The organism is Allobacillus salarius (assembly GCF_007559425.1).
GTDB classification, from domain to species: domain Bacteria; phylum Bacillota; class Bacilli; order Bacillales; family Alkalibacillaceae; genus Allobacillus; species Allobacillus salarius.
In genome coordinates, this window is record NZ_VMHE01000014.1 from 22,794 (window position 1) to 44,785 (window position 21,992).

Here is a 21,992-nt window from a genome sequence, read left to right on the forward strand (position 1 = left end):
CTCAAATACGAACATTCTAATTTAGTATGGCGGAAATACCGCTTCGGAAATATACTTCGCTTTTCACGGGCAGCTGTTGAGCCTCCTCGTGCTACGCACTGCGGGGTCTCACCTAGGCTTTTCCTGTAGAAGTCTCCGTATATTTCCTACGCTAAGTTAGATGGTTATTCGTATTTCTTGAGTTAATAACTTTGATTCGTCCCAACCTATTGCTTATTCATCTTTATTTTCCAATTGAGATAACGCTTCTTTTTCTTCCTTTGATAGATCTGAATCGGCATCCTTTGAAGGTCCAGAGGAAAACCAACCAATTAAGGCAATCAACACGAGCACAATATAGAAAGTCAGTTTCCATATCGTTGATTCTGCGAAATCATGTGGAATTAACGCAATGTCTTCATGAGCTAAGGTAAGAACAAGAAGTTTCACCCCTACCCAACCGACAATAATAAATGCAGCTGTTTCTAATCCTGTTCGTTCATTAAGCAATTTGACAAAATAAGTCGCTGCAAACCGCATGATAATGACACCGATCAGTCCACCAGTTAATATGACAAGAAATTTACCTCCATCCATTCCACCAATTTGTGGTAAATCCGTATTCGGCAAAGCCATTGCCAGTGCAACAGCAGCTAAGATTGAATCAATCGCGAACGCAATATCCGCAAATTCAACTTTGACGACAGTCATCCAGAAACCTGAACCCTTTTTCGGTTTACTGATGGCTGAGTCTTCTGCAGATTCATCTGCTTTATGAAGTACAAATTTCCGAAACAGGTGATTCAGCGCAATAAATAATAAGTAGGCTGCACCAATTGCTTGCATTTGCCATACATCGACGAGAAAAGAAATAATAAACAAAGAGCCTAGTCGCAAAACAAAAGCACCAAACAAACCATAAAACAAAGCTTTCTTACGTTCTTTTTCAGGCAAATGTTTTACCATAATGGCTAAAACAAGCGCATTATCTGCTGCGAGAATTCCTTCCAATCCAATTAGGACGAGGAGTACCCAGCCATATTCTAGTAATAAACCCCATTCCATTTCGACAAACACTCCTCAACATCTAACACTTTTCCTAATCCTTATCTTCCCCAAACCTTCCTTCGTTTAACAGTCACATTCTTTAGATGGAGTGAATAAGGTAGGATTATCCAAAATAACATGTAACGAGTATACACTTTTTTTGTCGAAATTTGAATTACCATTTTAATAAAAGCAACTATAGAACAAAAATTAAAAGCTAGCTGCAATTTCACACAGCTAGCTTTATTAATTTCAAATACAATTCAATGGTTTTCTTACTCACCTGTAACTTCTTCGATTTCACTTTTCAGCTTATCGAATAATTCAGGGTCGATTCCTTCAACCTCTTCACGGTAATACTCATGAACTGGTTGAATAGCTTCTCTGAATTCAGCAATTTGATCTTCATCAAATTCAATGACCTCAGTGCTTCCTTCATCTTTGATCGCTTGAAGCCCAGCTTCGTTTTGTTTTTTCTGCTCGTCGAATACCCAGTCTTGCAATTCTTTTACTGTCTCATCAACTACAGCCTTCACGTTATCGTCAAGACCATTATACCATTCAGTATTCGCAGTCGTCATCGCAACATAGTTGTTATGACCAGAAATCATCATATAATCCTGTACTTCATTAAAGCTTGCAGATTCAATAAAGAAGATCGGGTTTTCTTGTGCATCAACCGTTTCACGGTCCAATGCTGTGTATAACTCACCCCAGCTCAATGACTGAACAGTAGCTCCATACGCAGCATAAGATTCACGCATTAGAGGTGATTCTTGTACACGAACGTTTAAACCTTCCCAATCAGATGGGGATTTAATCGCTGTGTTACTTGTCCATGCCATCTGACCTTCACTCCAATATGCTAATGGAGAGATGCTGTGCTCTTCATATTTCTCACGAAGGTCTGTGTTCAGAGCTTCACTATCCTTTAAAATCTGGTGAATTTGCTCTTGATCTGTCGGGAACAAATAGTGCATAGAGAAAATTTGACCGTCTGGAACTTGTCCTCCCGTAAATCCTGGAGACATGACAGCCAGCTCAACTCCACCTTGCTGTAGTAACTGTGCCTGGTCTGTTTCACTACCTAGGGCACCATATTCAAGCGCTTCAACTGTAATTGCGCCACCTGTTTTTTCTTCGATTCGTTTAGCAAATTCTTGTGCATAGACAAACTGTACTTCGCCTTGAAGTTCTTCAGTCACCATGCGCCACTGATCGGATTCAAAATCTCCAGAAGCCTCTTCACTTCCTTCGCTTGAACCTGAGTCAGATTCTTCGTCAGAACCTGATTCTTCGTCAGACCCTTCACTTCCTGAGTCTCCTTCATCGCCACCGCCACATGCAACTAGCAGTAAGCTTAATGCAAAAATTGATGCTAACATTAACAAATACTTTTTGTTAAAAATGTTCATTACCCCCTGTAATGTATTTATTATTTAAAGGAACTGCTTAAAACAGTTCACTTTATTCAGGAACAAGCATTAATGATAACTCTGGAACGAATACCAACAACAACCCAATTGCGATCAACATCACGATATAAGGTGGTGTACTTTTGATAACTTCCAGATAAGGTTTGTTAAATACCGCACTTGCGGTAAATATATCTACACCAAATGGCGGTGTTGCAGAACCTAATGCTGCTTGGAAAGTAACTATGATTCCAAGGTGAATCAGGTCAACCCCTGCCGCTTCAGCAGCTGGAGCAAAGATTGGTGTTAAGACTAAAATAACTACGATTGGATCGACAAACATACATCCAACGAAGAAAAACACACTGACCATCAACAGGACGAATAACGCACTCGGATCTGTCCCAAGAACTGCTTCAGTAATCATTCTTGGAATTCCCGCAAAACCGATTACCCAAGTGAAAAGCTGTCCACCAGCAACCAAAATGAAAACGGCTGATGTAACTAAACCTGTTGAGAGTGAAATTCCAGGAAGTTCTCTCCATTTAATCGTCTTAAATATCAATACTTCCAAAATGATTGCATACAATACGGAAATACCTGATGCTTCTACTGGTGTAAATATACCAGTGTAGATTCCACCGACAATAATAATTGGAAATCCTAACGGTAAAAGTGCTTTTCTAAAATGAACAAATCGTTCTTTCCAGCTAGCTTTTTCACCTAGTGGAATGTTCTTCACTTTTGCATGAATAATGTTATAGATTGCAAATGCCAGAAATACGATTACTCCTGGAATAATCCCGGCAATGAACAAATCCCCAACTGATACTGACCCTGCTGCAAGCGCATAAATAATCATACCTACACTTGGCGGAATCAATAGTGCCACATCACTGGAGTTAATAATTAAGGCCATTGCCTGCGAATCTTTGTACCCCATTTTAAGTAATCTTTCTCTCATCGGTCGGCCAATGGCGACCACTGTTGCTTGTGTTGAACCTGATATCGCACCGAACATTGTACAGGCTGCTGCAGTCGTTACGGCATATCCCCCACGAATGTGACCGACGAACGAACCGACGAAATCTAATAAACGCTGTGAGGTCTTACCAGCTGTCATGATGTCCGCAGCGAAAATAAATAACGGAACACATAACAATACGGGTGATTCTATTCCCGTCATTAACTGTTTCATTAGAATATCCATACTTAAATTCGGATTGTAAATAAGCATAATGACAACAGGTGCCAAGATCAGCGGAATCATCATTGGAAAGTTCAACAGCAAAAGAATAATCATTATAGATAATAATGTCGCTAACATAGATTTTTCCTCTCTACTCTAATCGATTTTTGACGTTAGATGGATATATCTTCCACCTTTAGATCTTTCTCTCTTTGATCGTTATAATCTACGGCATCGATTCCTAAATAAACTTTATCTTTTGCTTTCGCTGTGAAGTTTACAATTGTGTTTCTAATATATTGAATCCCAGCTGTCAAAAAGCCGATTGGGATAAATACAGCCATTAAGTATCTAGGGACTTCCAACGAAGTCGTAATAGCCCCAGTGTTATATTCAAAAAGAACAAAATTATAAGTATAATACGCCATGACAAACATCACGATTGCAGTTACTGCATTAATCACGATCATCATCACTTTACGAACCTTCATAGGAGCAAAGTCATAAAAAGCAGACATACTGATATGCCGTCCCTTTCTAGCTGCATAAGCGATTCCCATGAATGTTGCTATAATGATGGCAAATTTACTCACCTCATAGGCGAAATAAAAAGCTCCTGAATTAAAAACTTCTCGGGCGATTACATTACCGACGATCATAATCGAAATTAAAATGATCGAGAAGGATAATATAAACTCCTCTAATTTCATCATTGCTTTATCAATAATATGAAAGACTTTTCTTATTCCTAGAATAAAGCCATTGTTACTCAAGCTTCCCAAAAAACTTGCCCCCTCTCGAAAAGAAAGAATCTGTATATATTAGTAAATAATTTATACTGTTCATTTCTTCTATTTTAAGCGTATATGATTTAGCTGGATTTATTCAACTTCCAAAAAAACACACATTTTATAGTTTAATAACCTATTTTGCGAGGAAGTAAACATAAAATTCAAATTTCTATAATATAATCGAAAATACGCGCAGATTATCGTGTATACTCCAAATTTACTAGTTGATTGCTTTTTCAAAGTTTGTTATGAGAAAGCCTTCATATCATTGTTTTAAGGTGATAATTTCATCTTTTTAGATTGATTTTTATGAAAAGTGTCATGAGGATTCATTAGATTGGATGTAAATTCTGAGGATAAATAGGTGATTTTTCAAGCGTTCTATCTAAATTAAATGTATAGTGTCCTTTTATATGTATCATTCGACGGTGACCAGGAACATCCCTGCTAAACATTTTAATAAATTTAATATTTTGTTATTTATGGGGTGTTCGTACCTAGATTGAACGAATCCATTGCTCCTATATTATTTTATTTTGAGATTGGTTCACTCTAGTGCTATAGTCACTGATTCATACTCATTTAGGTGTCAATATTTGTTCTTGAGGACTTTTGGACTGCACATGGTATTATTTTACTGGATTAAAGTAAAACTTATGGATGGAGTGAATATATGTGTTGAAACGACTCAGTTGGATGTTTGCTTCTTTATCAATTCTTTTTCTCTTCATGTACTTCAATTATCAAAGGCATGATATGGAACTGATTGGTTTCTTGTATGCGGGGATTATTTCTTTATGTGGTTTGGTCGTTCTATTGATTTTGATAGCGAAGAACCGAAATAATTAAGTTGGTTAAACAACCTAGATATACTGCATTTGTTTTCGAATTTCCCTTGTTTGCATAGTGTAACCGCAAGCAGGGGGTGATTTTTTGTTAAAACATAGTAAATACCGAAGTAATTCCAAACGGCTCGATGGTTTCAACTGAAAACGGAGTCAAAGCAGTTAAGAACTTGTTTGTGAATGAACGAGTCTTGGCGGATGAAGGAAAATGGGAAAGTATCGCAACTATTCAAGGAAAGACTGCTGAAAACCAATTCGTCATTCAATTGCATGGAACCAATGATGTGTACTTATCTCTTGATTCAAAAGTTTTGGTAAGAGAAGTGAATTTCGTTGACAAAGGGGGACAGAGGGTGCCGAGTGTCCGTTCGCCTAAGCGGATCTCTATTCGACAGCTAAGGGTTGATCAACATTTGGTGCTTGTCCCGAATGCCGTCATCAACAAACACCATCCAAGTGTCAAAGAAGTCACTAACCAAATCATTTCGGTCGTCGAGTTGCATTCTCGATGACCTTTTCAACTAATATTTAGTCTGTTCAGTCGTTGAGAGCATTCCTCAACGACGTTTTTAATGCTTTTCCACTTCTTCCGGGTGTTGAGACGCGTTCTCGACGACAGTTTCGATGCTCCTCTGCTTCATTCGGGTGTTGATACACGTTCTCAACGACGATTCGAAAAGATTCAGCCCTCATTCGGGTATTGAGATGCACGCTCGATGACAAATATAACTGATTCCGCTCTCATTAAGGTATCGAGACGGTCTCTCTACGACAATTCACACCGCTGCACACCTCATTCGCGCGTCGAGAAAGGCTCCCGTTGCTATCAAGACTTTCTATTTAAGTACAAGAAAAAACCAGCTAGGGACCGCTTTTAGTCCGCTAGCTGGTTCAACACTGTTCGACTTATCCTTGTCGATTATTTGGTTTTGATAAGCTGATGACAATATCATTTGATTCGATTTTTGGCTCGCGATTTGGAGAGAAGAAACTAATCTTCCCACTCCCTTTAATAATCGCCAATAAAATCGATTCATGATGTAAGTCTTTTTTCAGCATTTCAAATGTATACTCTTCTGTAACCTTCGTTTTCTTAAATACAAATCCTTGGTTGATCTTCTCATTCAGTACTGTCCAGTTAGCCTGTTCACTAAATAGAATATTTCCGCTTATATGGTTACTGACTTCATCTAAACGATCGCCATTGTCCATTTGGATCGGTAATTGATATAAAAATTCCCGACCGAACTCTGGCTTAAATGTCGTACTGATTAATGTGTTGTAGGAATCAAACTCCGTCATACTGATCATATACTCATATGGAGTCATATCTAACTGATAATCGGTTTGTTCAGAAAGGACTTCTCCATGTTTGTTTGGCACATCGAGTCTTCGTGCATGTGATAATCTGCTCCATGATGAATCAATGATCATAACCGGTATTTCATAATCATCCAATACTTTTGCAAAGTTGGCCGTGAATTTACTGGATCCAACCATTAATATTCCTGGTGTGCTTTCAGTAGATAGATTTAACTTTTTCGAAAGCCAACCAATGGAAAAACCGTGAGCTATAACTGTCGCAAACACAAGTCCGAATGTTAATGATGTTAACATTTCAGCTTCCTCATAACCTTCAAGCATTAGAACTCCAGCAAAGTAACCAGATACCGTCAAGGCGACAATTCCTCGTGGAGCTATCCAACCTGTCAATAATTTTACTTTAAACGGTAAACCTGTACCGATTGTTGAGATGAAAATCGTTAACGGTCGAATGACAAAAAGCATTAGTAAAACGAACGAGATGATTGGCCATTCAAACATGGCAATCAATGTTTCTCTTGTCAATGACGCTGTTAACATAATGAAAATCACAGAGATCAACAGAATAGATATATTCTCTTTAAAGTGACGTAAATCTCCAATAGATGAAATTCTCATATTTGCAAGGGTTATACCCATTACCGTTACGGCTAGCAAACCTGTTTCGTGCATAATCGTATCACTGATTGTAAAGGCAGTCACGACACTGGACAAAACAAATGGAGATTTCAAATACTCAGGTACCAAACCATTCTCGAATAATTTACCAACGCCTAAACCAAATCCAATCCCAATCAGAATAGCTAATATCGATCCACCGATAAAGAATAAAATAGTGATGAATGTCACATCGTCAAGGGTAATGAATTGGATGAATACAAATGCGAAAACAGCAAGCAAGGCACCTAAAGGGTCTACGATAATCCCTTCCCATTTTAGAATTGCAGAAGGAAGTGGCTTTAGCTTAGCCTGCCTCAAGAGAGGTAAAATAACTGTCGGTCCTGTAACAATTAAAATAGCCCCGATTACGAAAGATACAGCAAGCGGTAGTCCTGCGACGTAATGTGCGGCTAATGAGCCTAAAAGCCAGGCTAGTAACGCACCTATTGTCACGATGCGGTAGATTGGTTTACCTATTCCTCTAATCTCACGGAAATCCAAACCTAGACTTCCTTCGAATAAGATAATCCCAACAGCAATGGAAATCAATGGACCATAGACAACTGCGAGGTTTTCCTCGGGATTTATGACTCCAAAAATAGGTCCTGCCAGTAAACCAACAACAGACATCACGACAATCGCTGGTAATCTATAGCGCCATGCGACCCACTGCGAGCTAACGCCTAAAAATAAGATGAGCATTAGTTCAAACAATAAATTGTCCATCGTGCGCCTCCCTCCTTATGGGCTAGTATGCTTAGTTCCCTAATAGATGTGGTATAACCCATATATACGATATTTTTTATATATACGCTAGCAATTATATAATTCACTAGGGGGGTAGTCAATGGCGGATATCGTGAGCGTCATTTTATTAATTATTATTTTATTTGTTCTTGTTTTGCCTGCGTTCTTCGTAGTGTATGCATACTTTGTCGACCGTAACCAAAAAAGACATTCCGTACTTCGGAATTATCCGGTACTTGGTCGCATTCGATATATGTTTGAAAAGATCGGACCGGAGTTAAGACAATACTTTTTCCGAGATGATACAGAAGGTAAGCCTTTTTCACGAAAGGATTATCATGATATTATCATCCCCGCAAAATATGGTCACCGATTAATTGGCTACGGTTCACTCAGAGATTTTGAAGAGCCCGGCTATTACGTGAAAAATTCGATGTTTCCTAAACAAGTAGAGGAATTAGCACTTGGAGAAAGTCCTCAAATCAGCTCATTCGTTTACCAAATTGATAAGGATTCGTTGATCGGTAGAAAAGAGCACCGAGAAGATAAAATGATGGAACCTTTTTTACTTGAGGAAGAATATGAAGTCGTCATTGGTGAAGATACACCAAACCCGTTTCATGTAAAAGGTCATATTGGCATGTCCGCGATGAGCTATGGAGCGCTTGGAGAACGTGCCATCACCGCATTATCGATTGGACTTGGCCGCGCTACCGGTACATGGATGAATACGGGTGAGGGCGGACTTTCAAATCATCATTTAAAAGGTGATGTTGATCTCATCATGCAAATCGGGCCTGGTTTGTTCGGTGTTCGTACGGAGGCGGGTGAGTTTTCGTGGGAAGAATTAAAGAAGAAAGCAGAGATTGAACAAGTGAGTTCGAATTAAAGTTGGCACAAGGTGCAAAACTTCGAGGCGGTCACGTTGAAGGTGATAAAGTCACCCCCGAAATTGCTAATATCCGTAACGTCGAACCGTATAAAACGATTAACAGTCCAAACCGATTTAACGAATTTGACGATGTGCATACACTTCTTGATTTCATTACTGATATTCGAGAAGCGACCGGTTTACCTGTTGGAATGAAGATCGTCGTCGGGCAAGAAAAATACGTCGAAGATTTGGCTAAAACGATTAAGGAGACTAATAAACACCCAGACTTCATTACCGTCGATGGCGGTGAAGGCGGAACGGGGGCTACGTATCAAGAGCTTGCCGATAGTGTTGGATTGCCATTAAAGGCAGCATTGCCGATTTTGCATCAAGCACTCTTAAACGAGGGTGTAAGAGACCGTGTGAAGATTATAGCTTCTGGGAAGTTAATTACACCAGATAAAATTGCAATTGCCTTATCATTAGGTGCGGATCTCGTTCAAGTAGCCCGAGCCTTTATGGTGACTGTCGGTTGTATTATGGCACAAGTATGTCACACGAATGAATGCCCTGTCGGAGTGGCGACGACAGATCCAAAATTGCAACGGGCATTAGACATTGACGAGAAGTCTTATCGTGTTACCAATTTCGTTATTGCCATGCGTGAAGGACTATTTAATTTAGCAGCGGCAGCAGGCTTGGAGTCTCCATCTGAATTCAGGGATGAGCATGTTGCTTACAAGGACTTATATGATGTCACCTACGATAATCACTTGAAGACCAACCAACCATAAATTGCTAATGAGCATTCTTACAACGAATGATTGAATAGATTCCGGGTTAGGGAGTTCGCTAGATCAGTTCTTAGCACCGGAATCTTTTTTGTAAATACTTATTGATTGATTGTGTTCTGTACTTCTTTTCTTATATGATAGTTACAAGTGATGTGTAGGATAGAAAGGAGTTTTTTTATGCGTTGTCCATCTTGTGGCACCTTTATTGAAGATGATGTACAGTTTTGCCCTAACTGTGGTGAGAATATCGAAGCTTCAATCATTACGATTCATTCGGATGAAGCATTACCTAGCGAGAATGTTTACGGTGTTCTAAAGAAAATTTTTAGACAGCCGTCTGCCAGTAAACATTTAACACCGAATCATTTAGCAATTGGTTTGATTTCCATTGCGATCTATTCTTTACTGATTGCAGGTTATATCTATTACTCTATGAAAAGCATTTCTTCTAATTTGCAAAACTCATTCAATGACCTTGGATTAGGCAATGTACTTGGTCAAAGTGTGGAAGTCAGCTTTTTTGATTATTTCATCTTACCGTTTGTTGGGTTTTATGCGCTACAAATTATTATGATTTTGCTTATCTTTATATTAGCTAAGATTTCTGGTGAAATAAAAGATTTACGAGCATTGACCGCTCAATACGGTGGATATCTATTTCCATTCTCAGCCATTTTCTTAATCGGTATATTGTTCTCCGTTTTGAATCTGAATTGGTTGGCAACCGTTGCATTTATCATCGCAACACTTGGAGTCATATTTATGTTACCAGCTGTATTAACAAAGCATGGTGTTGAGGACAAGGGCGGTGGAACCGATCGTGTTTATTTATTGCTCATAGTCTATTTCATCGGTGTTTTAATTTTAAGCTTCGTTGCTAGAACTTATATCGAAACGATGGTGTCTAGCTTCATCAATAATATTACGAGTATTTTTTAGCACACAAAAAAGGACTGATCCATTTAATAATGGTTCAGTCCTTTTACATACCAAAAACGTTATTTATTCTTCCATATCTTTTAACTGTTTTTTCTTTTCGGCTAATTCTATTTCTATTTTTTCGAGCACTTTTTCAATAGGAGTAATACTCCCTCCAACGGACTCCATCTTATCAAGATCACTTTGAATTCGGATATAATCCGCTTTCAAATGAGTGATTTCTGTTTCAAGTTCTGATTTCTTCATCTTACTCACTCCCATTCTCCTTCCCATTGTATAAGAGGAAGCACAATTTCTCAACTCAATGATAGGTTAGAATTTTTGGAAAAGAGGGTATTATTGATGGTGTATAGGATGCTACTCGCAGAAAGGAGTGGAAGACATGATTGATGATTTTCGGAATTCCGTTGAGTATGGACCGACAAACCCTGACCAATTAAATACTTGCACGAACTGTGGGAATATCTTACAAAGACCAATTGAAATACAAAGTAAGCTTTGCACGAAATGTCAAAAGGAATTGAATAGAGATTAGATTTTAACCAATACCGTTCGGGAGATGACAATAATTTTCGGTTCATCTTCCGAATATTTTTATATAAAAAAACTGCTTCATCGTCCACCGTCTTATTGGTGGAGACATTGAAGCAGTCTGTATAATTAATTATTAAAGATAAAAGAACGTAATGGTAGTTCTGTTTGCTTTTCTTTTCCGTGATCAATATATGTGATTAATAACTTTTTTAAATGGTATTGATAATTTTGGTCTTTTAACGATGTCTCGAAAACAAGTGTGAACCGGTCTGAATCCATCTGATAATCTTGGACAGGCTGATAAGACTCTTTCAATAGTTTATTTTCATAAGTGTCTCGGTAATGGACGTTCGTTTTGCCAGTATCATCTATGTAGAGGTTAATCTGAATGGAGCTATTCGACTGGTCAAATTCTTCTCCATCTTGCTTAATTAACTGAATATCTTTGATGAGTGGAAGAGAGTCTCCTCCGTCCCATTTAATCTCTTTACCGATATAAACTTCTTCGTAATTATTAAAGAGTTCTTTGTTTGCACCTGTATGACTGATACTCCGGAACACTGAGTCATCGCTGTTTGCTTCCACAACGAAGTAACTCGCAAGTCCACCAATAACTACAATGATCGTTACAACCAACCACCAACTAAATACTCTCATTTATTCACCTCGGTGTGACGCAATCCTTTTCTTTCTCTATATCTTTACCTGAAAACTATTATACTATACATCCTCTTTCTAAAGAAAGGGTTTTTTCGCTTTATTGTATTATATGGATTTCTCTAGAGATTTGTTTACAATCAACATCCAGTAGCTCTAGATGTTCTAGTAACCGAGTCTTCATAAAAAATCTGCTCACAAAGTTCTCTACCCATCACCTTTCTCATGGAAATTATCAATCTCTTATTTCACTGTTTAAGACAATGTTTCAGAGTCTTTCCTTGTTCGATCCACGTTGGTCAGTTTACATTAAATAATTACTTAACTTTTCAATATCGTTTGAAAAGATTCGATCTTTTGTAATGCTCGGAACAATCTTTCGGGATTGCTCATAAAAAGCTTTTGTTTCGCTTGCCATTCGTTCAACTCCTCGGTATTCTACAGCCTGCATTGCACAAATCAACTCAATTGCCAGTACCTTGCTTGTGTTCCTAACGATTTGATAAGCATGTCTCGCACCGATGGTTCCCATGCTGACATGGTCTTCTTGATTCGCTGATGAAGGAATGGAATCAACACTTGCTGGATGAGCCAATGTTTTGTTTTCTGAAACAAGCGAAGCAGCCGTGTATTGTAAAATCATAGCTCCCGATTCTAAGCCTGGCTTAGCGCTCAAAAATGCAGGCAAATCATTTAACTGTGGGTTTACTAAACGTTCAACACGTCGCTCAGACATGTTCGCCATTTCTGCGACACCAATTTTCAGTAAATCCATTGCAATCGCTACAGGCTGGCCGTGGAAGTTACCACCGGATAAAATTTTACCTTCTTCTGCAAATATTAATGGATTATCAGTAGCCGCATTGATCTCAATCGTCAATTTTTCTTTCACATAATTCAGCGTTTGCCAAGATGCACCGAATACTTGTGGAATACATCGTAATGAATAAGCATCTTGTACGCGTTTTTCTCCTTGAGCTGTCGTAAGTTGGCTATCCTTAAGTAGCTCTCGAATTTGTTTCGCCACTTCAATCTGCTCTGGATAACCACGCGCATGGTGAATCAGTTCATCGAATGCATCCCGAATGCCTTCCAATCCTTCAACCGTCATGGCGGCGATTTTGATTGCTTGTTGCATCAGCTGCTCAGCTCCAAGATACGCGATACAACCGGCAGCTGTAATTGCCTGCGTACCGTTAATCAACGCGAGTCCTTCCTTCGCTTTTAATGTCAGTGGTTTCAAATTTTCTTCCAATAATGCCTGAATTGCTGGTAGTCTTGTTCCTTTATAATAAACCTCTCCTTCACCCATTAAGACAAGCGCTAAATGAGCTAATGGTGCTAGGTCACCACTTGCTCCCAATGAACCTTGCTGTGGAATGACCGGATGGATTTGATGATTTAATAAATCAACTAAGCGTTCTATAATCACTGGTCGAACACCTGAATTTCCTTTCATTAACGCATTGGCACGGAGCAAAACCATTGCTCGACTAATCTCTTCAGAAAAAGGCTCACCTACGCCACAAGCGTGGGAATGGATTAAATTCAACTGAAGTTCTTCTAAATCTTCTTGGTCGATTGTTACATTTGCTAAATGACCAAAACCTGTATTAATTCCATACATCGTTTGCTCTGTTGATAATACTTCTTCTACAAACTTCCGGCTTTGCTTAACCTTCTTCAGTTGATCAGTCTTCAACGAAACGGTTTCATTTTCATAAACAACTCGCTGAACATCAGCAATTGTCAGTTCGTTACCACTTATTTGCATAATCATTACCCCCAATAGTTAAATTCGATTTTTTCCTAAAAAAGCAAAAAGGGGCTTATATCCAAGAATTCATCTTGAATACAAGCCCCCTAGTTACTTATGACTCGACTGGGCAAATTCTAAATATGATTAATTCCAAGGCCGACGGTTTCATGTTCTAATCCTTTGATCGGTGCCCCAATCGTCCCATAGAGCGCAACGGCAAGCCATTCGCCTTCCGCTTTATTTTTGTACGGCTTCCCTCTTACAACGGCGAAACGCAAACCGACAGTTCGCATAATTTCTCCTAATTGTGACTGACCCCGGGTAACACCTTGTATGGCTTCTAAAATAGCGTGATATAACGCGTGTGTTTCCCGGTACAAGTCTTCTTTAATTATTTGATTCCGTTTGGATGCCGTCTCAATTGCTGAAACGACTTTTTTTAAATCCATCGCCCCTGTCTTGCCTATACAAAAATCATAATTGCTATTTGAATGGTTTTTATTTGCAGCATCTGTCTCATCACTAAAGTCTAATACGAGCTGCAAAGCAAACTTCCCGATTCCTACTTGGTTGTCTTTCTCCATTATTGGCCTCACTTAAAACGTTATTATCTGAATTGTATGTTACTTTATATTTACTGTCAATTTTAAATTCCTTGAAACTTTATGAAGATCGACCATTTAATCAACATCTTATTCGAGCTTATTAACGGTTATTCCTTGTGATGTAAGAAGACCCAATGAATGTTCATCACATCATTGGGTCTTCTATATTTTGAATTATCGTTTGTTTTTGTTATTCGGTGAATCCCACGGAAAGTCAGTTCCGAATTTTTCCGCAAGAACTTTTGAATCATCACGACGTTTTTTACGGTAATTCATCCGCTCTCCTGCGCCATCATATAGCCATTTTTCTTCTTCGGTTTCTGGATAAACAGGTGGTACTTCCACCGGCCTGCCATCTGCATCAACCGCAACCATTGTCATAAAAGCCGTTGCGCAAACTTGGCGTTCGCCGGTCAACAAGTTTTCAGTAATGGCTTTAACGAAAACTTCCATGGATGACCGATGTGTCCAAGTGACGAAAGCTTCTAAACAAATGGTATGGCCTGCTTTGACTGGATGCAAAAAGTCTACGGAGTCTGTGGAAGCTGTAACTACTGGCTTCCGAGCATGTCGTGTTGAAGCGATTGCTCCCACGTCGTCTAGATATTCCATCAACTTTCCACCAAACAATGTTCCATGCATATTGGTATCAGGTGGCAAAACATGTGAGTTTCTCACGGTTAATGAATGAGAACATGGTTTTGCTTCTAAGTGATCACTCAAATATAACACCTTCCATCTTTTAAGCTACTGTACACTTTATTGTAGCATTTAAAGATGAATTCTACACATGTGGATAATTGTCATCTTCTTCAAACGAATATTCTTTTTTCCCTTTGATTCCTTGTTCAACCGCTAACTCTTTCGCAATCTTCACTGAATCCCAAACTGGCGGCAACATGAGAAACGATACAGGTACCGCTGAAGCAACGATGAAGTTTTGGAACATACCAACGTTACTTTGACCCATTGCCAATAAAGCAACAGCTGTCGCACCAAAGATCAATGCCCAGAATACACGGACAGACGTTTTCGGATTATCATTTCCTGTAACAGATACAGCAGATGCATAAGCCATTGAATCCGTTGTCGTTGCTACGAAAATAATTGTGATAATCAAGAAACTGAAAGCAAGAATCGATGTAAATGGCATTTGTTCAAGAATCGCCATTACTGCCGCTTCTTGGCCGGAATTATTCAACGGTTCTGAAATGATTCCAGGATTTTTCGTTTCAAAGAAAATTCCTGTTCCGCCTAGAACGGTAAACCAGATATTACTGACGATTGGTGCAAGGATACCTACGGCTAAAATTAATTCACGGATTGTTCTACCTCTTGAAATCCGCGTAATAAAGATCGCCATCATTGGAGCGTATCCGATAAACCAACCCCAGAAGAAGACTGTCCAACCTGCTAACCATGCAGGGTCTCCACGCGTTAAACTCATCATGAGATAGTTAGAGATTTGAAAAGCTTCAGCTGATACAAACGCGTCAAAAATAAACATAGTTGGTCCAATGATTAAAATAACGATCATAAGAAGTACCGCAAAACCAACGTTGAAACGACTTAAAATCTGAATTCCTTTATCAACACCTGTGATTGCCGATACTGTAGCAATGGCAATAAGTATGACGATAAATGTAATTTGTGTCGCTAATGTATTCGGTAAACCGAAAATTTGTTCAGCGGCATAGGATGCTTGTAATCCTAAAAAGCCAATTGCACCTACTGTACCAGCTGCAACTGCAACCGCTGAAGTGACATCTGCCAAGATTCCAACAACATGATTTCTTTTAAATAACTTATCTCCAAAAATCGGATATAAAATCGTACGTGGTTTTAACGGCATACCTTTATGGTAGTGAGCGTACATCAATACAATTGTTGCCGTTGTTCCTAAAATTGCCCAAGCATTGAAGCCCCAGTGCAGGAACGATTGGGAAAGACCGATAATCGCTTTATCCCATTCTGTTAATTCCCCATCTGCGAACAATGGAGGCGTGTTGAGAAAATGAGCCATTGGTTCCCCGGCTGCCCAAAACACACCGCCTGCAGCTAGTAATGTCGTTAAGATCATTGCAACCCAGCGGAAATTACTGTAGAGAGGACTGTCTACAAGTCCCAACTTTACTCTTCCGTACCTGGAAAACATCAAAATCAATCCAACAATAAACGTTGCAAAGACGAGGAGCTGCCAATATAAACCAAAATACTTGGCTGAAAAATCAAATGAATTATTCACCCAAGAACTCATGTTATCTGGTATAAAGAATGCCAGAATAACGAATAATAGTAGGAATCCTCCACTTATAATAAAGGAACCCCACTGAACACCCGTGCCTAGGTATTCATCCGTATAATACTTCTTCTTTGTAAACTGCGTCGTTTTTTTCTCTTTAGCCATTCCGTAAAAAACCCTCTCACTTTTTTTGTTAACTAAAAATATGTTCTATTAGCTACCCAATAGTAAATTGTAGATAATTTGTGAACAATCGTCAAAGAACGTGTTATATATTATGCTTGAATAATAACGAGCAATTTAACGTATTTTTTGACTCAGCTATCTAATTTCAGATAATTCCTCACTATGTAATTGTATTCCCCACTAATGTTAAATTTATGCTACTAATTTTAATGGTTCTAAGTTGAATAGTAGAGCTTGAAATCAAAAGACCCAATGATTCGTTATTAAATCATCGGGCCTTTTTTTATTTCGAGTGATCTTTTGTTTCTGTTATTCGGTGAATCCTACGGAAAATCAATTCCGAATCTTTTCGCAAGAACTCTTGAATCATCGCATCATTTTTTGCGGTAATCCATTCTCTCTTCCGCGCTCCTTCCATCTTATTAGCTACGATAGATAGTATAGTAGCATTCTTTCGATGAAATCTAGACATGTGGATAATTGTCATCTTCTTCAAACGAATATTCTTTTTTCTTTTTAATTCCTTGTTCAACCGCTAACTCTTGTGCAATCTTCACTGAATCCCATACAGGTGGAAGCATGAGTAGTGATACAGGTACTGCAGAAGCAACAATAAAGTTTTGGAACATACCTACATTGCTTTCACCCATTGCCAATAAAGCGATTGCTATCGCCCCAAAGATTAATGCCCAGAATACACGGACAGACGTTTTCGGGTTATCATTTCCTGTAACAGAAACAGCAGAGGCATAAGCCATTGAGTCTGTTGTCGTTGCTACGAAGATAATTGTGATAATCAAGAAACTAAATGCCATAATCGACGTAAATGGCAACTGTTCAAGGATCGCCATCACTGCGGCTTCTTGGCCGGAGTTATTTAACGGCTCTGAAATGATACCTGGTTTTTCTATTTCAAAGAAAATTCCAGTTCCACCTAGAACCGTAAACCAGATATTACTGACAACTGGTGCAAAAATACCGGCAGCTAAAATCAACTCACGGATTGTTCTGCCTCTCGAGATCCGTGTAATAAAGATTGCCATCATTGGTGCGAATCCGATGAACCATCCCCAGAAGAAAACCGTCCACCAAGCTAACCATTGAGGATCTCCACGGGTCAGGCTCATCATGAGGAAGTTTGAAATTTGAAACGCTTCAGCCGCTACAAATGCATCAAATAAAAACATTGTTGGCCCAATGATTAAAATAACAATCATAAGAAGTACCGCAAAACCAACGTTGAAACGACTTAAAATCTGAATTCCTTTATCAACACCTGTGATTGCCGATACAGTAGCAATGGCAATTAAGATAACGATAAATGTAATTTGTGTTGCTAATGTATTCGGTAAACCGAAAATTTGTTCAGCAGCATAGGATGCTTGTAATCCTAAAAAGCCAATTGCACCTACCGTACCAGCTGCAACTGCAATGGCGGAAGTAACGTCTGCTAAAATACCTATAATATTATTCTTCTTAAATAACTTGTCTCCAAAAATCGGATACAAGATCGTACGCGGTTTTAGTGGCATACCTTTATGATAGTGTGCGTACATTAATACAATTGTTGCCGTCGTACCTAAAATTGCCCAGGCACTAAATCCCCAATGTAAGAACGATTGGGAGAGACCGATAACTGCTTTATCCCACTCTGTTAATTCTCCATCAACGAATAGTGGAGGTGTGTCGAGAAAGTGTGACATTGGTTCACCAGCTGCCCAAAACACACCACCAGAAGCTAGTAATGTCGTTAAAATCATTGCGACCCAACGGAAATTACTGTAGTGAGGACTGTCTACAAGTCCTAACTTTACTCTTCCATACCGAGAAAACATTAAAATCAATCCGACAATAAATGTTGCGAAAAGAAGAATTTGCCAATATAGACCAAAATATTTAGCGGAAAAATCAAATGAATTATTCACCCATGAACTCATCTTATCTGGCAAAAAGAATGCCAAAATAACAAATAACAACAGAAATCCGCCACTTATAATAAAAGATCCCCATTGAACTCCTGTCCCCAGATATTCATCTGAATAATACTTCTTTTTTGTAAACTGCTTCTTTTTCTCATTTGCCATTAGGAAAAAAATCCTCTCAATTTTTTTGAAAAGCCAACCTACTGAATTATTAGCTATTCAATCTTAAATTGTAGATAATCTGTGAACACTAGTCAAAAATGATATTATATATTTTATAGGATTAATTGCGAGCTATTTTGAGTATTTTTCGACTAAGCTATATAATCTAAGATAATTCTTCTTAATCCAATGTATTCCTCGCTAATATATAGTTTATTCCTGGGAATTTTCAAAAAATTTATCAATTAAACTTTACTTTTCTTTGCTCTGTCGTGTTCTTTTGGTCTGAACAGCGTTTTTGTTTGTGGTTGAGTCTAATTTATTTCCGACAAGGCTTTGCGGTATGCTTTTTTGCTCATTGGGAGCTATCGAGCACTCAAAACCACTTTTACAACTTGATTCCTTTCTACTTGTAACTTCTGATACAATTTCATTAAGGTTCAGAAACAAGGCTGGGCTACAAAATAACGTCTACGGAAAACCAGTATGAATAGGAGTGGAAAAATGAAATTACTTCATACATTTTTTGATTTAAAACAAAATGGAGATCTTCAAAGCGCGCGTAAAGAAATCACACGTTTAGCAGAAGAACAAGCAAATGATCCGTCAATTCTGTTCGAAGCAGGATTAATACATAAAGATCTTGAAATGCTGCCCCAAGCAATTACATACTTTAACCAAGCACTTGAATTGGATTTGTCTGAAGACATACGCAAAAATTCGTTATTTCATCTCGGAGCGAGTTATCGTGCTGTCGGTTTATATGAGAATGCAAAAGAAGCATTTGAAATTGGTATGAGTGAGTTCCCTGCTGCGAATGAATTTTATATTTATTTTGCCATGACCTTATATAATATGGATGAATCAGATTTAGCAATGGAAATTGTACTCTCTAAGTTATTGGAAACAACAAAAGATGAAAACATACTGAAACATAAACAAGAGTTTACTTTTTATGCGAGCAGACTTGATGAATCGTTCAATTAAAATCGGTCTCGCAAACTTTTCGTATCATAAACTATCTAAAATAGTTTGTAAGAAGGTCGCATGGAATACACAAATAGAAACATCCCCGAAAACCGCTCATTGAACGGTCAGGGGATGTTTTTTTAATCATTTTCTAGTTTTTTCTTAACGTTCGTCAACATATCTTCAGTGACGTCATCTAGTGTATATTGCGGCTTAAAATCCCATTCATCTTTTGCAGCTGTGCAATCAATAGAGTTTGGCCAGCTTTCCGCAATCTTCTGTCTTACAGGATCGACTTCATAATCCAGTTCAAAAGTAGGTAAATGTTGTTGGATGGATCGCTTGAAATCTTCTGGCTCAGCACTAAATGCTGTTACATTGAAGGCATTGCGATGTTGCAAACGTTCTGGGTTTGCTTCCATCAGTTGAATGATTGCGTCAATCGCATCTTGCATATACATCATATCCATTTGTGTGCCCTTTCCGATAAATGATGTATATTTATTCTGCTTCAACGCTTCATAATAAATCTCAACCGCATAGTCTGTCGTGCCACCACCTGGTTCTGTTACATAGGAAATCAGTCCAGGAAAGCGAACTCCTCGTGTGTCGACACCGAAACGATTATAATAGTAATCACATAACAATTCGCCTGCAACCTTATTGACACCATACATCGTCATCGGGCGTTGCATCGTGTCTTGTGGCGTGAGATCTTTTGGGGTATTCGGTCCAAAAGCACCGATTGAACTCGGGGTAAAAAATTGGGCGTCGAGTTCTCGTGCTACTTCCAACGCGTTCATCAATCCACCCATGTTCAAGTTCCAAGCAAATTGGGGGTGATTCTCTGCTTTCGCTGATAATAATGCAGCTAAGTGCATAATCGTATCTACATTATATTTCTTTGCGATATCGTGCATGGCCCGCTCATCTGTAACATCTAGTACTTCAAAGGGGCCATTCGTGTCATTTAAGTTTTCAGACTTTCGAACGTCAGTGGCAATTACATTCGAATGTCCATACGTTTCTCTTAGCTGCGCGGTCAATTCAGATCCGATTTGACCGAGCGCTCCTGTTACTAAAATCTTTTTCATTCAGGAATCCCCCTCTGTTCCTCTCTCTATTCTATTGGATAATTCCCATATCTTTTCCGACTTTTTCATAAATCGAAATAGCTTCATCCAGCATTTCCTTCGTGTGTGCAGCTGTCGGCATATTTCTTACACGACCTGTACCACGTGGAACAGTTGGGAAGACGATGGACTTTGCATAAACACCTTCTTCGTACAAACGCTTACTGAATTCTTGGGTTGTTTTTTCATCTCCGATAATACAAGGCGTAATTGGTGTTTCACTTTCACCAATATCAAATCCTAAGTTTTTCAACCCTTCTTTTAAATAGTTTCCATTTTCCCATAAACGATCGTGAAGCTCTGTTGATTCCATCAACAAATCAATCGCTTTTGTACATGCGGTTACGTCTGCAGGTGATAAGGATGTTGAGAATAGGAAAGGACGAGAACGAACTTTCAACCAGTCAATCAGGTTTTGTTTACCAGCTACGTAGCCACCGACGACGCCGATTGCTTTGGAAAGAGTACCCATTTGAAAGTCGATTTCATCTTGTAGACCGAAATGCTTTACCGTGCCGGCACCTTTCCCCATCACTCCAGATCCGTGGGCATCATCAACATACGTAATTAAATCAAACTCTTTAGCGATTTCGACGATCCCTGGAAGATCTGCAACGTCTCCATCCATGGAAAATACACCATCAGTAATAATCATAATTTTGTTAAACTGACCTGATTCTTTGGCTTCTTTTGCTTTCTGTCTTAAGTCTTCCATGTCTGAGTGATTGAAACGAATAATTTTCGCTTTGGACAGACGACAGCCATCGATAATGGAAGCATGGTTTAATTCATCAGATAAGATTGCATCATTTTTATCCATTACGGCAGAAATAGCAGCCATATTACAGTTAAAGCCGGAAGTATAAGCGATTGCTGCTTCAGTACCTTTAAATTCAGCAATTTTTTCTTCAAGCTCAACGTGTACATCTAATGTTCCGTTAATCGTACGAACGGCACCCGCTCCAACGCCATGTGATTCAACATGTTGTTTTGCGACTTCTTTTAATCGATCATCTGTTGCAAGGCCTAAATAGTTATTAGAGGATAAATTGATTAACTCTTTTCCTTTAATCGTTATTTTCGGACCATTAGCACCTTCTACCACTTCAATCTCATTATAAAGACCTTGGTCTTTTAATTCCTGTAAATTTTCATTCAAAAATTGATCTAACGTATCACTAGGCATTTCGTTACCTCCTGAATCTTTTTCATTTCCCACT

The 21,992-nt window shown here is 38.7% G+C and carries 17 protein-coding genes and 1 pseudogene; 4 read left to right on the forward strand and 14 right to left on the reverse strand.

Annotated features, from left to right (window positions below; all coding sequences use genetic code 11):
• Window positions 1-213: 213 nt before the first annotated feature.
• From FPQ13_RS08675 to FPQ13_RS08690, 4 genes are all read right to left on the reverse strand, one after another.
• Window positions 214-1,044 carry a TerC family protein gene (locus FPQ13_RS08675; protein WP_144088948.1) on the reverse strand — a complete coding sequence of 277 codons (831 nt, stop codon included), beginning with the start codon at window positions 1,042-1,044 and terminating at the stop codon, window positions 214-216.
• Between the two features lie 257 nt (window positions 1,045-1,301).
• On the reverse strand, window positions 1,302-2,441 hold the full coding sequence (dctP, locus tag FPQ13_RS08680; protein ID WP_144088949.1) for a TRAP transporter substrate-binding protein DctP: 1,140 nt from the start codon (window positions 2,439-2,441) through the stop codon (window positions 1,302-1,304).
• A gap of 52 nt (window positions 2,442-2,493) precedes the next feature.
• Complete coding sequence (locus FPQ13_RS08685; protein WP_144088950.1) at window positions 2,494-3,768, reverse strand: TRAP transporter large permease; 1,275 nt, start codon at window positions 3,766-3,768, stop codon at window positions 2,494-2,496.
• Window positions 3,769-3,803: 35 nt separating this feature from the next.
• Window positions 3,804-4,412 (reverse strand): TRAP transporter small permease, encoded by a 609-nt coding sequence (locus FPQ13_RS08690; RefSeq protein ID WP_342778586.1) that lies wholly within the window; start codon window positions 4,410-4,412, stop codon window positions 3,804-3,806.
• 1,024 nt (window positions 4,413-5,436) lie between these two features.
• Between FPQ13_RS08690 and FPQ13_RS08695 the strand changes: the two genes are divergently transcribed.
• Entirely contained in the window at window positions 5,437-5,778 is a 342-nt protein-coding gene (locus FPQ13_RS08695) for a hypothetical protein (protein ID WP_144088951.1), read from the forward strand.
• A gap of 394 nt (window positions 5,779-6,172) precedes the next feature.
• On the opposite strand, the gene FPQ13_RS08700 is transcribed toward FPQ13_RS08695, so the two are convergent.
• Window positions 6,173-7,975, reverse strand: a complete 1,803-nt coding sequence (locus FPQ13_RS08700) for a cation:proton antiporter (protein WP_144088952.1) — start codon at window positions 7,973-7,975, stop codon at window positions 6,173-6,175.
• Between the two features lie 121 nt (window positions 7,976-8,096).
• On the opposite strand from FPQ13_RS08700, the pseudogene FPQ13_RS08705 reads away from it, so the two are divergent.
• Together FPQ13_RS08705 and FPQ13_RS08710 are read left to right on the forward strand one after the other, a co-directional pair.
• Window positions 8,097-9,664, forward strand: a pseudogene (locus tag FPQ13_RS08705) (FMN-binding glutamate synthase family protein).
• 177 nt (window positions 9,665-9,841) lie between these two features.
• Window positions 9,842-10,603, forward strand: coding sequence for a zinc ribbon domain-containing protein (locus tag FPQ13_RS08710; protein ID WP_186279621.1), 762 nt, complete (start codon window positions 9,842-9,844; stop codon window positions 10,601-10,603).
• Window positions 10,604-10,666: 63 nt separating this feature from the next.
• On the opposite strand, the gene FPQ13_RS08715 is transcribed toward FPQ13_RS08710, so the two are convergent.
• The 7 genes from FPQ13_RS08715 to FPQ13_RS08745 all read right to left on the reverse strand — a co-directional run bounded on the left by FPQ13_RS08715 (window position 10,667) and on the right by FPQ13_RS08745 (window position 18,670).
• Window positions 10,667-10,849, reverse strand: coding sequence for an SE1832 family protein (locus FPQ13_RS08715; protein WP_144088954.1), 183 nt, complete (start codon window positions 10,847-10,849; stop codon window positions 10,667-10,669).
• Window positions 10,850-11,263: 414 nt separating this feature from the next.
• Entirely contained in the window at window positions 11,264-11,794 is a 531-nt protein-coding gene (locus tag FPQ13_RS08720; protein WP_144088955.1) for a hypothetical protein, read from the reverse strand.
• Between the two features lie 304 nt (window positions 11,795-12,098).
• Entirely contained in the window at window positions 12,099-13,571 is a 1,473-nt protein-coding gene (hutH, locus tag FPQ13_RS08725) for a histidine ammonia-lyase (protein ID WP_186279623.1), read from the reverse strand.
• A 116-nt stretch (window positions 13,572-13,687) separates the two neighbouring features.
• A complete protein-coding gene (hutP, locus tag FPQ13_RS08730) occupies window positions 13,688-14,137 on the reverse strand; it encodes a histidine utilization transcription antiterminator HutP (RefSeq protein ID WP_144088957.1) in 450 nt (149 codons plus the stop codon).
• Window positions 14,138-14,332: 195 nt separating this feature from the next.
• On the reverse strand, window positions 14,333-14,881 hold the full coding sequence (locus tag FPQ13_RS08735) for an acyl-CoA thioesterase (RefSeq protein ID WP_246065446.1): 549 nt from the start codon (window positions 14,879-14,881) through the stop codon (window positions 14,333-14,335).
• Window positions 14,882-14,942: 61 nt separating this feature from the next.
• Window positions 14,943-16,565 (reverse strand): BCCT family transporter, encoded by a 1,623-nt coding sequence (locus tag FPQ13_RS08740; RefSeq protein WP_144088958.1) that lies wholly within the window; start codon window positions 16,563-16,565, stop codon window positions 14,943-14,945.
• A 485-nt stretch (window positions 16,566-17,050) separates the two neighbouring features.
• Window positions 17,051-18,670 (reverse strand): BCCT family transporter, encoded by a 1,620-nt coding sequence (locus FPQ13_RS08745; RefSeq protein ID WP_144088959.1) that lies wholly within the window; start codon window positions 18,668-18,670, stop codon window positions 17,051-17,053.
• A gap of 504 nt (window positions 18,671-19,174) precedes the next feature.
• On the opposite strand from FPQ13_RS08745, the gene FPQ13_RS08750 reads away from it, so the two are divergent.
• The gene (locus FPQ13_RS08750) at window positions 19,175-19,657 is read left to right on the forward strand and encodes a tetratricopeptide repeat protein (protein WP_186279622.1); all 483 of its coding nucleotides are present in this window, start codon (window positions 19,175-19,177) and stop codon (window positions 19,655-19,657) included.
• Window positions 19,658-19,779: 122 nt separating this feature from the next.
• Here the strand turns inward: FPQ13_RS08750 and FPQ13_RS08755 are convergent, their stop codons facing one another.
• Both FPQ13_RS08755 and FPQ13_RS08760 read right to left on the reverse strand, forming a co-directional pair.
• On the reverse strand, window positions 19,780-20,733 hold the full coding sequence (locus FPQ13_RS08755; protein WP_144088961.1) for an NAD-dependent epimerase/dehydratase family protein: 954 nt from the start codon (window positions 20,731-20,733) through the stop codon (window positions 19,780-19,782).
• 31 nt (window positions 20,734-20,764) lie between these two features.
• Window positions 20,765-21,958, reverse strand: a complete 1,194-nt coding sequence (locus tag FPQ13_RS08760; RefSeq protein WP_144088962.1) for a glycine C-acetyltransferase — start codon at window positions 21,956-21,958, stop codon at window positions 20,765-20,767.
• Between the last annotated feature and the right edge of the window lie 34 nt (window positions 21,959-21,992).